The sequence below is a fragment of the Pseudomonas sp. DC1.2 genome (assembly GCF_034351645.1).
Taxonomy (GTDB): Bacteria; Pseudomonadota; Gammaproteobacteria; order Pseudomonadales; family Pseudomonadaceae; genus Aquipseudomonas.
Genome location: NZ_CP133782.1, coordinates 1,304,387 through 1,317,142, shown reverse-complemented (window position 1 = coordinate 1,317,142; position 12,756 = coordinate 1,304,387). Strand labels below are relative to the sequence as shown.

The 12,756-nt window shown below is 57.7% G+C and carries 11 protein-coding genes and 2 tRNA genes; 9 read left to right on the top strand and 4 right to left on the bottom strand.

All coding sequences use genetic code 11. From position 1 onward, the window contains the following. Nucleotides 1-81 precede the first annotated feature (81 nt). Both RHM68_RS05845 and pdeM read left to right on the top strand, forming a co-directional pair. Nucleotides 82-2,568, top strand: a complete 2,487-nt coding sequence (locus RHM68_RS05845) for a ligase-associated DNA damage response DEXH box helicase (RefSeq protein WP_322220967.1) — start codon at nt 82-84, stop codon at nt 2,566-2,568. Next, on the top strand, nt 2,568-3,224 hold the full coding sequence (pdeM, locus tag RHM68_RS05840) for a ligase-associated DNA damage response endonuclease PdeM (RefSeq protein ID WP_322220966.1): 657 nt from the start codon (nt 2,568-2,570) through the stop codon (nt 3,222-3,224). Before RHM68_RS05845 ends, pdeM begins: the two co-directional genes overlap by 1 nt. Before the next feature lie 48 nt (nt 3,225-3,272). Here pdeM and RHM68_RS05835 read toward each other — a convergent pair whose 3' ends face one another. Then, nucleotides 3,273-3,482, bottom strand: a complete 210-nt coding sequence (locus RHM68_RS05835; protein ID WP_322220965.1) for a hypothetical protein — start codon at nt 3,480-3,482, stop codon at nt 3,273-3,275. Nucleotides 3,483-3,588: 106 nt separating this feature from the next. Beyond that, entirely contained in the window at nt 3,589-4,155 is a 567-nt protein-coding gene (dcd, locus tag RHM68_RS05830) for a dCTP deaminase (RefSeq protein WP_054047011.1), read from the bottom strand. Nucleotides 4,156-4,508: 353 nt separating this feature from the next. Here dcd and RHM68_RS05825 point away from each other — a divergent pair, with 353 nt between their 5' ends. After that, complete coding sequence (locus tag RHM68_RS05825; RefSeq protein WP_002554837.1) at nt 4,509-4,718, top strand: cold-shock protein; 210 nt, start codon at nt 4,509-4,511, stop codon at nt 4,716-4,718. A 160-nt stretch (nt 4,719-4,878) separates the two neighbouring features. On the opposite strand, the gene RHM68_RS05820 is transcribed toward RHM68_RS05825, so the two are convergent. Next, a complete protein-coding gene (locus tag RHM68_RS05820; RefSeq protein ID WP_322220964.1) occupies nt 4,879-5,886 on the bottom strand; it encodes a DUF481 domain-containing protein in 1,008 nt (335 codons plus the stop codon). A gap of 163 nt (nt 5,887-6,049) precedes the next feature. Between RHM68_RS05820 and RHM68_RS05815 the strand changes: the two genes are divergently transcribed. From RHM68_RS05815 to RHM68_RS05800, 4 genes are all read left to right on the top strand, one after another. Then, on the top strand, nt 6,050-6,403 hold the full coding sequence (locus tag RHM68_RS05815) for an MGMT family protein (RefSeq protein WP_322220963.1): 354 nt from the start codon (nt 6,050-6,052) through the stop codon (nt 6,401-6,403). Between the two features lie 44 nt (nt 6,404-6,447). After that, a complete protein-coding gene (locus tag RHM68_RS05810; protein WP_322220962.1) occupies nt 6,448-8,007 on the top strand; it encodes an AmpG family muropeptide MFS transporter in 1,560 nt (519 codons plus the stop codon). 130 nt (nt 8,008-8,137) lie between these two features. Continuing rightward, nucleotides 8,138-9,853 carry a proline--tRNA ligase gene (locus RHM68_RS05805; protein WP_322220961.1) on the top strand — a complete coding sequence of 572 codons (1,716 nt, stop codon included), beginning with the start codon at nt 8,138-8,140 and terminating at the stop codon, nt 9,851-9,853. A 17-nt stretch (nt 9,854-9,870) separates the two neighbouring features. Further along, nucleotides 9,871-10,824: a hypothetical protein gene (locus RHM68_RS05800; protein WP_322220960.1), complete on the top strand. Its 954-nt coding sequence runs from the start codon at nt 9,871-9,873 to the stop codon at nt 10,822-10,824. A 130-nt stretch (nt 10,825-10,954) separates the two neighbouring features. Here RHM68_RS05800 and dinB read toward each other — a convergent pair whose 3' ends face one another. Then, on the bottom strand, nt 10,955-12,016 hold the full coding sequence (dinB, locus tag RHM68_RS05795) for a DNA polymerase IV (RefSeq protein WP_322220959.1): 1,062 nt from the start codon (nt 12,014-12,016) through the stop codon (nt 10,955-10,957). A 301-nt stretch (nt 12,017-12,317) separates the two neighbouring features. On the opposite strand from dinB, the gene RHM68_RS05790 reads away from it, so the two are divergent. Together RHM68_RS05790 and RHM68_RS05785 are read left to right on the top strand one after the other, a co-directional pair. After that, nucleotides 12,318-12,394, top strand: a tRNA-Met gene (locus RHM68_RS05790). 224 nt (nt 12,395-12,618) lie between these two features. Next, nucleotides 12,619-12,695: transfer RNA gene (locus RHM68_RS05785), tRNA-Met, on the top strand. The last annotated feature ends 61 nt before the right edge of the window (nt 12,696-12,756 follow it).

The following is a 12,756-nucleotide window of genomic DNA, read 5'->3' as shown; positions in this document are numbered from 1 at the left end:
AGCCATTACGCAGATGAAACTAAACTAGTCGCAGGCCGCCGTGGTCACTGGAAAAGGACTTTCAGAGCGCACACGGCCGGCATGGACACTTCTACTAACTACGCAAAACAGTGGTTTAGCGCCCGTGACTGGAAGCCTTTCGCCTTTCAGAAACAGGTATGGGCAGCGGTCAAACGTGGGCAGTCAGGTGTGCTTCATGCCAACACCGGCGCCGGTAAAACCTACGCCCTGTGGTTTGCCGCACTCAACCACTTCGCCCGTCCGGTGACAGTGGTCGATTACCCGCGCAAACGCACCGCTGTCGCCCCGGCACTGACCGTGTTGTGGATAACGCCGATGCGCGCCCTGGCCGCCGACACCGCCCGCGCCCTGGAAGCTCCGTTGCTGGACTTGCACATTCCCTGGACCGTCGGTCTGCGCACTGGCGACACCAGCAACAGCGAACGCGCTCGGCAGAGCAGGCGCATGCCCACTGCGCTGATCACCACCCCCGAAAGCCTGACCTTGATGCTCGCACGGGCGGACGCGCAAACAGCCCTGTCGACGTTGCGCATGGTCGTCGTCGACGAATGGCATGAGCTGCTCGGCAACAAACGCGGCGTCCAACTGCAACTGGCACTGGCCCGTCTTCGGCATTGGAACCCGGCGCTGATTGTCTGGGGAGTTTCCGCGACGCTGGGTAATCAATCCCACGCGCAACAAGTCCTGATCCCAAAGGGTCACGGCCTCAGTATCCAAGGGGACACGCGCAAGGCGTTGCACATTGACACGCTGCTGCCGACCGCCGTCGATCGCTTTCCATGGGCCGGTCACATCGGCTTGAAAATGCTGCCCCAAGTCGTCGTCGAGATTGAATCCAGCCCCGCGAGCCTGGTCTTTACCAACACCCGAGCACAATCTGAAATCTGGTATCACGCCCTGCTCGATGCCCGGCCAGACTGGGCCGGCCTGATTGCGCTGCACCACAGCTCTCTGTCGCGAGAAACTCGTGACTGGGTCGAAAGAGCCCTCAAGGATAGTCAGCTCAAAGCCGTGGTCTGCACTTCAAGCCTGGATCTGGGGGTGGACTTCCTGCCTGTGGCACGGGTGCTACAAATTGGCTCGGCCAAAGGCATCGCGCGGCTGATGCAGCGAGCGGGACGCTCCGGCCACGCGCCAGGGCAAACGTCGCGGGTGACGCTGGTGCCGACTAACAGCCTAGAGGTCATCGAAGCCGTCGCCGCCCGCGATGCCGTAGAGCAACGGCGAATAGAGTCACGCGAGTCTCCCATCAAACCGCTGGATGTATTGGTACAGCATCTGGTCAGCATGGCCTTGGGCGGCGGTTTTCTGCCCGATGAGCTGTACGAAGAAGTACGCGGCGCGTGGGCCTATCACGCGCTCACCCCTGCGGACTGGGAATGGGCGCTGGCTTTTGTCAGGCATGGCGGACTGTCTCTGACAGCGTACCCAGACTACCAACGTGTTGAACCCGATGAGCAGGGCCTCTGGCGCGTACCGGATGCACGGCTGGCGCGTCGTCATCGCATGAGTATCGGCACCATCGTCAGCGAGGCGAGTATCCAATTGAAGTTTTGGAGCAAGGGCGGTGGCGGCAAAAACCTCGGCAGCGTCGAGGAAGGTTTCATTGCCAGGCTCAAACCCGGCGACGGCTTTCTGTTTGCCGGGCGCCTCCTTGAGCTAGTAAGGGTGGAAAACATGACCGCCTATGTGAAACGCAGCACGGCGAAAAAAGCCGCCGTGCCACGCTGGAAAGGTGGACGTATGCCGCTGTCCAGTGAGCTGGCCAATGCCGTGATTGCGCGCTTTGATGCGGCGGCGCACGGTCACTTCATCGGCCCGGAGATGTTGGCGCTACGACCGTTGCTGGACGTGCAGCAACGTTGGTCTGGTTTGCCCACGGAAAAAAGCCTGCTGGCCGAAGCGATGAAATCCCGCGAGGGCTGGCACCTTTTCCTCTATCCATTCGCCGGACGCCAAGTGCATCTAGGCCTGGCAAGCCTGCTGGCGTGGCGGGTCAGTCAGCAGCAGGCGGTCACCTTTTCCATCGCCGTCAACGACTACGGACTGGAGCTGCTGAGCGCTACCGAGGTGGATTGGTCGCACCATTTGAGCCCCGCGCTGTTTAGCCCGCAGCAACTATTGAACGATGTGTTGGGCAGTCTGAATGCAGGGGAGCTGGCACTGCGTCGATTTCGTGAGATCGCGCGCATAGCCGGTTTGGTGTTCGCTGGCTATCCGGGCGCACCGAAAAGCACTCGTCAAGTTCAAGCGTCCAGTGGACTGTTCTTTGAAGTGTTCAAACAATACGACGCCAACAACCTATTACTAGCCCAGGCGGGAGAAGAAGTCCTACAGGAAGAGTTGGACATTCGGCGACTGGAGCAGACCTTGGCACGCATCAATAGCTTGAGACTCGACCTGCATCAGATCAAACGTCCGACACCACTTGCCTTTCCGCTACTGGCGGAGCGCTTTCGGGAGAGCATGAGTTCCGAAAAACTGGCGGATCGAATCAAGCGGATGGTCAGCGACCTGGAAAAAACCGCTGAAACAGGGAAAGCCTGATGGGCACACCATACCCTGTGCAGCTTGCGGGCGAAGAACTCTGGTTGCTGCCCGAAAAAGCGCTGTATTGGCCGGCGCAGCAAGCGTTGTTGATCGCTGATGTGCATTTCGGCAAGGCCGCGGCTTATCGCAGCCTTGGCCAGCCGGTGCCCGGAGGCACCACCGCAAGCAATATTGCAGTGCTGGATGCATTGCTCGCCGCACGACCCTGCCGCCAGTTGATTTTCCTCGGGGATTTTTTGCACGGACCCGGCTCGCACGCCGCAGAGACGTTGAACACGTTGGCGCAATGGCGAGAACGCCATCGTGATTTGGCCATGACGCTGATTCGCGGCAACCACGACAAACGCGCCGGAGATCCACCGGCGTCACTGAACATCAGGGTCGTCCCGGAACCTCTGTATCTGGGGCCGTTTGCGCTACAACACGAGCCTGACCCGCACGCGTCCAGGCCTGTAATTGCCGGTCACGTGCATCCTGTCTACCGGCTGCACGGCAGAGGGCGCCAAAGCTTACGTCTAGCGTGTTTCAGACTCGGGCCGAAAATCAGCCTGCTTCCGGCGTTTGGTGCATTCACCGGGGGTTATCCAGTGAAGCAGGACGATGATTGTCGGATCTTTGTCATCGGCGATAACGAAATATGGCCAGTCAGTTGAAACCTTTACCAGGCTCAGCTAACCGGCCACTGTTTTCTACCGCATTGATCAAGCGACCGGCGCGGGAGGAGGCTCATCCGGCAACATTGGCTCGCCGGGCTCGATGGGCTGTTCGTTTGGGGTGTCGGGATCAGGCTGGCCGGGAATACCGCCTGCCATGTTGATGGGCGTATATGCCAACAAGGACCAGGCCAGAACGCCAACCTGATTGGGCTCAAGCCTGGCAAATTCAGCACTAATTCGCGGATCGATCTTCATGGAACACTCCTGATCAGGGGCCCGGTAAGCTGTGCGCAAACCGGGCAATACACTCAATAGAGTGTCTACCCGCCGAAGAATTCCCGCGAACCGTCAGATGAACGGATCAGGTGCGTGGCAAAGTGACGCCGCGCTGCCCCTGGTACTTGCCGCCACGGTCCTTATAAGACACTTCGCACTCTTCATCAGATTCGAAGAACAGCATCTGCGCCACACCTTCATTGGCGTAGATCTTCGCCGGCAAGGTGGTCGTATTGGAGAATTCCAGGGTGACATGACCTTCCCACTCGGGCTCAAGCGGCGTCACGTTGACGATGATCCCGCAGCGAGCGTAGGTGCTTTTACCGAGGCAGATGGTCAGCACGTTGCGCGGAATACGGAAGAATTCCACAGTGCGGGCCAGGGCAAAGGAGTTCGGCGGAATGATGCAGACGTCGCTCGTTACGTCGACGAAGCTTTTTTCATCGAAGTTTTTCGGATCAACGATGGCCGAGTTGATGTTGGTGAACACCTTGAATTCACCGGCGCAGCGCACGTCGTAGCCGTAGCTCGACACACCATAGGAAATGAGCCGTTCGGCACCTTCGCCGCGCATCTGGCGCTCGACGAAGGGTTCGATCATGCCGTGCTCTTGCGCCATGCGGCGAATCCACTTGTCCGATTTGATGCTCATGGCGGGTGTCCTGAATAGCGAGGTAGAAAAATTCTGTCCGGCATCTTACCGGGGCGCGCCGCCGGGTTCAAAGTCTGGCACGCGATTCTCAGCGATCCCCAGTATTTATTAGGCTTCACCGCAATCCGGCGCACCGTCAGTCACGAAAATAAAGAAACCTTCGCAAGAAACATTGGCACGTCCTGGAAAAAGGGTTAAGGTGGCGCCACTGTGCTGCTTGTGTCACTGAGAATCTCTACACGATATGTTGAATTTCGATCCAACCATCTACAAGAATTTTTCCTGCTCTTTGCACTCAGTCTCGGCCAGGGTTCTTCCTGCGTCGCAGTTATCTTTGTTCAAGGAGTTACACCATGTCTAATCGCCAAACCGGTACCGTTAAGTGGTTCAACGATGAAAAAGGCTTCGGCTTCATCACTCCACAATCGGGTGACGATCTTTTCGTTCACTTCAAAGCTATCCAATCCGACGGCTTCAAAAGCCTGAAAGAAGGCCAACAGGTTTCTTTCATCGCTACCCGCGGTCAGAAAGGCATGCAAGCTGAAGAAGTTCAAGTTATCTAACTTGTACTTGCTTTAGTAAAAAGCCCCGCCCTTAAAAGCGGGGCTTTTTTGTGGGCAACTGTTTTTGCCACTCACAAAACCCGAACACTGCTCACCCCTCCCGGCAACGCCCAGGCCGGATGAAGGCAGGCGCTGCACACGACCAGAATCCCTCAGCGATTTACCAAGCCACACCAAACCCGGCGGTATAACGGGTCTTACTTAAATCGGCATCCTCGGAACCACTGATGATGTCGCGCTCTGCCTTAAGGTTGAGCGAAGCCCAGTCGGTAACCTTATAGCGCAAGCCCATCTCGGCATCGAGCGCGTAATCAGCCACACCGGAAAGCGGCTTGCCCAGCTCACCATTAGTAAAGAACTCCACCCGCTTGCCAATCAAATAGCGGTTGTAGCCCCACTTAATGGCAGCGGAGTAAAAGTTGTCCTTACCGCCATCACTGTATTCGTAGTCAGTACGGTTGAGCAGCGAGCCCAGCGAGAACGCCCCCAGCTCGTCATCCCAGAATTGATAACCCGGCCCAGTACCGACCACACGCTGACGGGACAGATCCTCGACCATGTCACGTTTGTAATTCAGACGCCCTTCCCAGAACCAGTGCTCGGTCAGGAAGCGGTCGAGAGAATAAGCGGCGCGCCAATTGTCAGTGGTCATCACGTCATCCTGAAATTCACGGTTGTACTCGCCTTCAGCGGTATGCCGCCATTGGCCGTGGCGAGCCGTGGTCTTGAAGCCAATGTCGTAATCGTTGGTGTCTCGCTCAGCACGCTTGTAGTCCAAAGCCAAATCGACATTACCCTTCCAAACCAGATCTTCGACCACCGGTTTGGGCTTGAGGATTTGCTGAATACTTGCCAAATCAACCGTCTTCGGCGCCTCGCCATTGACCAGGATCACCTTGCCATCTTCGGCCGCTCGCAACGACTTGGCTTTCTCACCGGTGTACGCGTCTTGCTTGACCAGCAGTTCCTGATCACTCTCCAACGTCTTGACCTGCTTCCAGTCGATCGGGACAGCACCGGCATAAGCGGTCTGGACCAACAACTTGCCGCCGTCAAAAACGGTGATCTTGCCACTCAACTTGTCACCGTTTTTTAACCAGACGGTGTCAGCAAGCAACGGATTGGACACACTGATAGCAGCTAGGCACAGCAAGGTTCTGGACAACATAGGCAAAGTGAAGGCTCTGGTTTGCAAAAAAAGTCGGCATTACCCTTAGGGGTAAAGCATATTCAAGGACTGACCCGACTATTTCTGTTGAGTTCATTTCTCAACACGCGAACCAAGACTTACTCCAAAACCAGCACGATGATTTTCTTCAGGAACTGCACGCGTGACAGACCCGACAACCGAAAGCCAAAGCCCCGCGCAAATCCGACGCACGGCGCTCTACCTGACATTGGCCCAAGTGCCCAAAGGCAAAGTCGTGAGTTATGGACAACTGGCCGAGGCGGCAGGCTTAGGCAGAGCCGCCCGCTGGGTAGGCCGCACGCTGAGCCAGTTACCCGGCGACACCCGCCTGCCTTGGCACCGAGTACTCGGCGCAGGCGGTCGGATTAGCCTGCCCGCCGGTAGCCCTTCGGGAGACGAGCAACGCGCCAGATTGCGCGACGAGGGTGTCAGTATCCTGAACAATCGTGTTGATATTCAGCGTCATGGCTGGCGCCCGGTAGAGCACAGCGGTTAGAGTGCGCGCTTTGTTTCCGTCACTCTTGAGGCAGACTCCAGCCCATGCCCCGTAAAACCTGGCGCGCCGCGCTCGCTGCCTATGCCAGCCCTTCGACACTCGTGCTGTTGCTGCTTGGTTTCGCCGCCGGTCTGCCCTACATGCTGGTGTTTTCGACACTGTCGGTCTGGCTGCGCGAAGCAGGTGTGGCGCGCGAGACCATTGGCTATGCAAGCTTGATCGGTCTGGCTTATGCCTTTAAGTGGGTCTGGTCACCGCTGCTCGACCAGTGGCGCTTGCCCCTGCTCGGCAAACTTGGCCGACGCCGTTCCTGGCTGGTTCTGTCCCAGACACTGGTGATTCTGGGACTGATCGGCATGGGCTTCTGCGACCCGCAAAAGCACCTGTCCTGGCTGATTGCTATTGCCGTCATCGTCGCCTTCGCTTCGGCCACCCAAGACATCGCCGTAGACGCTTATCGACTGGAAATTGCCGAAGACAGCAGCCAGGCAGCATTGGCAGCCAGCTATATGTCTGGTTACCGGGTTGCAGCACTGCTGGCGACGGCCGGCGCACTGTTTTTTGCCGAGGGCTTCGGCTCCACCGGCTTCGACTATAAACATTCAGCATGGACCGGCACCTACGTGCTCTTCGGCGCCCTGATGATTCCAGCGCTGCTGACCACCCTGTTCATGCGCGAACCGCCGGTCCCGTTGCGCACGCAGTTGCAGGCCGGACGCTACAGCTTTGCCCATCAACTGGCGTCAGTGTTCGTCCTCATTGTATTGCTGGTGTCCGTGCCAGCCATGTTCACACAGCTCTACAACACCGACTTTGCCAGCGTGTTGTTCGGCGGCGCGAGCCCATTGGACCTGTTGCTTGAAGACCGCGCACTGCTGCGAGCGATCCTCTACATCATCCTCACCGCCTTATGCCTCTCGACCATGGGGCGCCGAGGCTTGGCGCCAGTGCTCACGCCAGTCAACGACTTCGTTCTGCGCTATCGCTGGCAGGCACTCCTGCTGCTAGGCCTGATCGCGACGTACCGAATGTCTGACACGGTCATGGGCGTCATGGCTAACGTGTTTTATATCGACCAGGGCTTTACCAAGGATCAGATCGCCGGCGTAAGCAAGATTTTCGGCTTGATCATGACCTTGGTCGGCGCCGGCATGGGCGGCCTGCTGATTGTGCGCTTCGGCATCCTGCCAATCCTGTTCATCGGTGGCGTTGCCTCGGCCGCCACCAACCTACTGTTCGTGATGCTCGCCGACATGGGCGCCAACCTACAGATGCTGATCGTCACCATCTCCCTGGACAACTTCAGCTCAGGCATGGCGACTTCGGCGTTCGTCGCTTACTTGTCGAGCCTGACCAACCTCAAGTTCTCCGCCACCCAGTACGCGCTGCTCAGCTCGCTCATGCTGCTGCTGCCACGCCTGATAGGCGGCTACTCCGGGGTCATGGTGGAGAAGTTTGGCTACCATAATTTCTTCATCATCACCGCGCTGCTCGGCGTTCCGACGCTGCTACTGATCGCGCTGCATTGGTATCAGGAAAACCGCCGGATCGGCCCCACACCCAAACCGGAAACGCTGCCCACCCCGGTCGCGGAAGAGTCGTAGGAAACGTCCCGAAGGGCCGAAGATTTCCGCCCTTCCAGCCTCAACGCCGACCGCACTTCTGTACGTCAGCAGATCTCGCCCGTACAATGCTCCGTCATTTCCCGTCATCAGCAACCGACAACGGCCAACCATGCGCACCAGTCAATTTTTGCTCGCCACACAGAAAGAAACGCCTTCCGACGCGGTCGTCATCAGCCATCAGTTGATGCTGCGCGCCGGCATGATCCGCAAACTTGCCTCGGGCCTTTACACCTGGCTACCGATGGGTTTGCGAGTGATGCGCAAAGTCGAAGCCGTCGTTCGCGAAGAAATGAACGCCGCCGGCTCTCTTGAAGTGTTGATGCCAAGCACCCAACCGGCTGAGCTGTGGCAAGAGTCCGGGCGCTGGGAAGAGTACGGCCCTGAATTGCTGCGCTTCAAGGATCGCCACGGTCGCGACTTTTGCGCCGGCCCGACCCACGAAGAAGTGATCACTGACCTGATGCGCAATGAGCTAAGCAGCTACAAGCAGCTGCCAATCAACCTGTATCAGATCCAGACCAAATTCCGTGACGAAATTCGCCCACGCTTCGGCTTGATGCGCGGCCGCGAATTCATCATGAAGGACGCTTACTCGTTTCACGCAGATCAGCCATCGCTGCAAGTCACCTACGACCGCATGCACAAGGCGTACTGCAACGTATTCACCCGTCTGGGCCTGAAATTCCGCCCTGTAGAAGCCGACAACGGCTCCATCGGCGGCGCCGGCTCCCACGAGTTCCACGTACTGGCCGAATCCGGCGAAGACGATATCGTCTTCAGCAACGGCTCCGACTACGCCGCCAACATCGAGAAAGCCGAAGCTGTTCCGCGCGAAACAGTGCGTGCTGCGCCGGCCGAAGAACTGCGACTGGTCGATACCCCGAACGCCAAGACCATTGCACAACTGGTTGAAGGTTTCGGCCTGCCGATCGAAAAAACCATCAAGACCCTCGTGGTTCACGCCGAAGAAGCAGGCAAGCTGATTGCCCTGATCATCCGCGGCGACCACGAACTGAACGAAATCAAGGCGGCCAACCAGCCTGGGGTTGCCAGCCCACTGGTCATGGCCTCCGAAGCCGAACTGCGTGACGCCATTGGCGCCGGTGCCGGCTCCCTCGGCCCGCTGAACCTGCCGCTGCCAATCATCATCGACCGCTCGGTTGAGCTGATGAGCGACTTTGGCATCGGTGCAAACATCGACGACAAACACTACTTCGGCGTGAACTGGGAGCGTGATTTGCCGGTTCCGACCGTAGCCGACCTGCGTAACGTCGTGGCAGGCGACCCAAGCCCTGACGGCAACGGCACCCTGGAAATCAAGCGCGGCATCGAAGTCGGGCACATCTTCCAGCTGGGCAACAAGTACAGCAAGGCGATGAAGTGCGAAGTGCTGGGCGAAAACGGTAAACCGGTCACCCTGGAAATGGGCTGCTACGGCATCGGCGTTTCCCGCGTGGTCGCGGCGGCTATCGAACAGAACAACGACGACAAGGGCATCATCTGGAGCGACACACTCGCGCCGTTCCAGATCGCCCTGGTGCCGCTGCGCTACGACAACGAACAGGTTCGCGAAGCCACCGACAAGCTGTACGCAGAGCTGACGGCGGCCGGCTTCGAAGTACTGCTGGACGACCGCGATAAGAAAACCAGCCCGGGCATCAAGTTTGCGGACATGGAGCTGATCGGCATTCCTCACCGGATCGTGGTCAGTGACCGCGGCCTCGCCGAAGGCAATCTGGAATATAAGAGCCGCACCGAGGCTGAGGCGCAAGCGCTGCCAGTCGCTGACGTGCTGCCCTTCCTCCAGGCACGTATCCGCCGCTGACACCAGATAGAGACGTCATGTTCAAGCGAAACACCTTAGGCCTCGGTGGTGCCGCCCTGTGCGGCGCCCTGCTGGTCAGCGGCTGTGCCAATCAGATGTCACAACGCAGCGAGCACGAGGAGCGGGTCGAACGCAAATTGCTCGACCACAGCCTGCAGATCGATGTCGGCGAGCCCAAGATACTTGAGTTGCCGCAACGCCGAGTGCGAATCCACGAGCAAAAGACTTTCGAAGTCACCGAGTTCGAAGTCACGCGCCACTATGATCGCTACACGCCCTACCAGCCCTGGAGGGAGATTTACGAGATCCCGTTAGGCGCACTGGCTATCGTCGCCGGTGTTGGCGCGAATGTCGTTAACGTGTTTGCCCTTGGTAATCTGCCGGACAGCATGACGAAGGATTGGCTCAGCTACGGCATTGCCGGAATCAACCCGTTCATGAACATCCCTTCTCACGGCCGCGCACAACAAAATCTGGCGGGCATCGACGAAGTCCAGCGCGACAAGCGCATGGAGTATTCAAGCCTGCCTTGGAGCGAGCGCCCGGTACAGGTCAAGGCCGGCAAGGAGACCTTCGAACTGAGCACTGACCGCAATGGCGTATTGCGCCTGAACCTGCTGGACAGCCCGTTCGCCGAACATGACATCAATCATCTGAGCAAGCTGCAGATCAGTGTCGAGGACGCCCAGGACGATGTGCATACTGACTCGTCTTTGGCGATCAGCAGCACGTTACGCAGCAAGTTGCTCGAAGCCCATCGACTGATCTATGACGACTTGGAAGACGACGAAGTCAGCCAGTGGGTTCACCGGGTGAAACGCCTGTCGGAACTGGGCCTGGAAGAAGAGGCCAGCGAGCTGGAGCAGAGCCTGATCGAGCTGACCCGCAACGATCCGGAGCTTCAAACCCAATTCCTCAAGTCACTGACCAGGGATGCGGGCCGACTGGTGGCAGATCCAGGGCCAAACTAAACGCTTCAGTTGCCCCGCTCCCAGAGCAAGTCCGCCGCCACATGAAGTTTGCGACCCTACGCAAACCTCGCGTGACAATGGACTTGCTCGCAAACGCGGGCCTCACGCCCATGTCATCAAACACCTGTCGCTAGCGCTCAAACAACTCCATCTGCTCAAACCCTCCGCGCAAATCCTCCAGCCGCACGCCTACCCCTAGCAAACGCACCGGCTTGCCGCCGCGATTGAATGCCTGGGTCAGCAGTAACTGATAACTCCCCAAATCCCGCCCGGCGCCAGCCTGCTCCAAAGTGGTCTGGGTAAAGTCATGGAACTTCACTTTGACAAACGGCTTACCCGGCCTATAGCTGCTGTCGATTCGCGCCATCCGAGCACCGAGGGTGTCCAGCAACTCTGGCAGTTTATCCAGGCAGCTCACCAGATCCGGCAGATCAACGTCGTAAGTATTTTCGACACTGATCGACTGCCGACGACTGTTGTTATGCACCAACCGATCATCAATCCCACGAGCCAGACTCCAGAGTCGCTCACCGAAACTGCCAAACTCTCGGACCAGCGCCAACTTGTTCCATTCACGCAGTTGCGAGCAATCGACGATGCCGAGCTTGCCCAGTTTATCGGCCGTGACCTTGCCCACACCGTGCAACTTGCTGACAGGTAAGCCACTGACAAAATCCTCAACCTGGTCCGGCGTGATCACGAACAAACCATTGGGCTTCTTCCAGTCACTGGCTATTTTCGCGAGAAACTTGTTGGGTGCGACGCCCGCTGAGACGGTGATGTGCAACTGATTGGAGACCCGACGGCGAATGTCCTGAGCAATGCGCGTGGCACTGCCGCCGAAATGCGCACTGTCAGAAACATCCAGATAGGCCTCATCCAGGGACAGCGGCTCAATCAAGTCAGTGTAATCACGGAAGATCGTCTGAATTTCCTTCGACGCTTCTCTATAAGCCTCCATTCGAGGTTTGACGATGGTGAGGTCAGGACAGAGCTTCAAGGCATGCCCGGACGACATGGCCGAACGAACGCCGTAAGCACGCGCTTCGTAATTGCAGGTCGCAACGACCCCACGCCGGTCCGCAGAGCCCCCCACCGCCAGCGGCTTACCCGCCAGACGCGGGTCGTCGCGCATTTCTATAGCGGCGTAAAAACAGTCGCAGTCGACGTGGATGATTTTTCGCTGAGTCATATAAAAGCGGCATTCATGTCGAGGAATTGGGGTAATGGCGAGGCAGATCGGCAGTATCTCACCGACACCTGTATATAGCACCAGTACCCTGAATGTTCTTTATCCGCCTTAGGAATGGGCCTGGATGAATTTATTTTTTCAATCGAAAAGCTCCTTCCGATAGAGCTGAAAGCCTTACCACACCTGCCCTACAGACCTATTACGCTACCCTCAGCACACCTAAGCGATTGAACAGGAACAGGTTTTCCAAAGATTTAAGGTTGACAGCCCAGCGATCCTCTGTAGAATGCCGACACACAGACGCGGGATGGAGCAGTCTGGTAGCTCGTCGGGCTCATAACCCGAAGGTCGTCGGTTCAAATCCGGCTCCCGCAACCAAACATCAAAAAAGGCTACTCGAAAGAGTGGCCTTTTTTGTGCGCGCTTGTTTTTACCGATGCCCGCCTTCAGCAACCTCAATCAGGGCATCCCAGAAAAATCGATCCTGTTACGAAATGTAAGTCCACCGCGCAAACGTTTGACACTCATTTGCGCTTATTTGACCCATATCTGGATTAAAGGTTGACACCTCGCCGTTCGGCTGTAGAATGCCGCCACACAGACGCGGGATGGAGCAGTCTGGTAGCTCGTCGGGCTCATAACCCGAAGGTCGTCGGTTCAAATCCGGCTCCCGCAACCAAACATCAAAAAAGGCTGCTCGAAAGAGTGGCCTTTTTTGTATCTGCCGAAAAAGTCCTTTC

Excerpts from the sequence above, each read along its gene's own strand:
- RHM68_RS05845 (WP_322220967.1), top strand. The coding sequence starts at position 82 with ATGGACACTTCTACTAACTACGCAAAACAGTGGTTTAGCGCCCGTGAC.
- pdeM (WP_322220966.1), top strand. The coding sequence starts at position 2,568 with ATGGGCACACCATACCCTGTGCAGCTTGCGGGCGAAGAACTCTGGTTG.
- RHM68_RS05835 (WP_322220965.1), bottom strand. The coding sequence starts at position 3,482 with ATGAAGATCGATCCGCGAATTAGTGCTGAATTTGCCAGGCTTGAGCCC.
- dcd (WP_054047011.1), bottom strand. The coding sequence starts at position 4,155 with ATGAGCATCAAATCGGACAAGTGGATTCGCCGCATGGCGCAAGAGCAC.
- RHM68_RS05825 (WP_002554837.1), top strand. The coding sequence starts at position 4,509 with ATGTCTAATCGCCAAACCGGTACCGTTAAGTGGTTCAACGATGAAAAA.
- RHM68_RS05820 (WP_322220964.1), bottom strand. The coding sequence starts at position 5,886 with ATGTTGTCCAGAACCTTGCTGTGCCTAGCTGCTATCAGTGTGTCCAAT.
- RHM68_RS05810 (WP_322220962.1), top strand. The coding sequence starts at position 6,448 with ATGCCCCGTAAAACCTGGCGCGCCGCGCTCGCTGCCTATGCCAGCCCT.
- RHM68_RS05805 (WP_322220961.1), top strand. The coding sequence starts at position 8,138 with ATGCGCACCAGTCAATTTTTGCTCGCCACACAGAAAGAAACGCCTTCC.
- RHM68_RS05800 (WP_322220960.1), top strand. The coding sequence starts at position 9,871 with ATGTTCAAGCGAAACACCTTAGGCCTCGGTGGTGCCGCCCTGTGCGGC.
- dinB (WP_322220959.1), bottom strand. The coding sequence starts at position 12,016 with ATGACTCAGCGAAAAATCATCCACGTCGACTGCGACTGTTTTTACGCC.